Annotated in this window: 2 protein-coding genes; both read right to left on the reverse strand. The window is 42.2% G+C overall.

Annotated features, from left to right (window positions below):
* Nucleotides 1-543: 543 nt before the first annotated feature.
* Nucleotides 544-1,044 carry a DUF3368 domain-containing protein gene (locus OQ5_RS0100295; RefSeq protein ID WP_016775575.1) on the reverse strand — a complete coding sequence of 167 codons (501 nt, stop codon included), beginning with the start codon at nt 1,042-1,044 and terminating at the stop codon, nt 544-546.
* A gap of 14 nt (nt 1,045-1,058) precedes the next feature.
* Nucleotides 1,059-1,247: a UPF0175 family protein gene (locus OQ5_RS25165; RefSeq protein ID WP_369688179.1), complete on the reverse strand. Its 189-nt coding sequence runs from the start codon at nt 1,245-1,247 to the stop codon at nt 1,059-1,061.
* Between the last annotated feature and the right edge of the window lie 559 nt (nt 1,248-1,806).

Here is a 1,806-nt window from a genome sequence, read left to right on the forward strand (position 1 = left end):
TTAGCTCGCAGGGGGTTATTCTGTAACATTTGTTTATCTTTTCCTTCGCACTACCCCCTGACCCCTTTTAAGGGGAACCCCCACCGCGCAATTTCTTTTATATTGTACCATTCGTGTGTTTTAATCTGATAAGAACTGCGGGTCAGTCCGGTACTCCCTTTCAGGGGAGTCAGAGGGGTAGGACAGGAGTGATTGGTTAATTCGTTGCTTGTTGCTGGTTGCTGGTTGCTTGTTGCTTGTTGCTTGTTGCTTGTTGCTGGTTGAGGGGGGGCGCTGACGCCGGGCTGTGCGTGCTTTTGCCTGAAACCCTTTCTATTGACCTACTCGCCTAATGTTCTAATAGCCTATTCTGTCACCGCTCCGCGGTTCGGGGAGTTTCTGTGCCATAATATTATTCTACCGTTCTGTCGCCGCTCCGCGGCTTCTACTTGCCTACTTGCCTATTGACCTATTGTTTAATCTATTTCCTCATGCTACCTCATGATCCCTTAAAGGAGTGGACTTCCCGCGATTCCTTTTGACTTTGAATAAATGTTTGAAATATTATGAAATTGTTTTTAATGGCTCTTCGTTTTGTTGGATTAAAATATGGTTTAACAAGTTTATAGAGTAAAATCGTCTTTTCTTTAAAAAAGTTTGAAACAAAGGTCGAAGTTCCTGAACCAACCCATTGTTTTTTGCAGCTGTTAATACTCCAATGGTTCCTATGCAATTGATGCCAAGGTTTTCGGCTATGTTTCTGGCTTTTTTATCATCGATGAGAAGGAAATCGGCTTTTACCTCATTATATAATATTACAGATTCAGACTCTCCATAATCCATAACGAAGTTTAATTCATTAAACCCCTTGATGATGCATACCTTGTTTTTGAAATAATTTTTAATCTTACTATAAATGGCAGTTGATTTGTTCAGCGTAATTTCATCCCAAACGGCTACCGGGATTTTTACATCATGGAAAAGCAAATCTAATAAATCAAGCCGATTGATGGTGGCCAGGGAAAAAATGGGGCCGGCGTCTGCAATGACAATTCCGTTTTTCATTTTGTGAATACCGGTTATTTCAGTTTATTTATATCCTTGTTAATATCATCGATGGTGAGATTTGAAATAGGGATTTTATTGACAGCTAAAAGGTTTTCAAATTCTAAACGGGAAAGCCCTGCCAACTGTGCAGCTTTTCCAATGGTTAATTTTTGGGACTGATACAATTGTACAGCCAGCGTGGTTTTGATGTTTTTTTTAATTCCGTCTCATCTGTATTTAAAGCAAGATAAATGTCTGCCGGAAAATCAATTGTTATAGACGTTCGAGTGTTCATAATTCTCTACTTTTTGTGCAATTTACGAATATTCTTACAGCTATAAAACTATTGACCTAATAACCTGCTCTGCCACCGCTCCGCGGTTCGGGGAGTTTATGTGGCATAATGTTATTCTACCGTTCTGTCGCCGCTCCGCGGCTTCTATCAACCTATTAACCTACTGCCTGCTAACCTATTGACCTATTGATCTGCTGACCTAATAATCTGCTCTGTCACCGCTCCGCGGTTCGGGGAATCTCTGTGCTATAATATTCTACCGTTCTGTCGCCGCCCTGCGGCTTCTATTCACCTACTTGCCTATTGCCTACTCGCCTATTTACCTACTGACCTACTGACCTATCGACCTACTGACCTAATAACCTGCTCTGCCACCGCTCCGCGGTTCGGGGAGTTTATGTGGCATAATGTTATTCTACCGTTCTGTCGCCGCCCCGCGGCTTCTATTTACCTACTTGCCTATTGCCTACTTGCCTACTCGCCTA

This window comes from Anaerophaga thermohalophila str. Valhall (genome assembly GCF_000250735.1).
Lineage (GTDB): Bacteria > Bacteroidota > Bacteroidia > Bacteroidales > Marinilabiliaceae > Anaerophaga > Anaerophaga thermohalophila_A.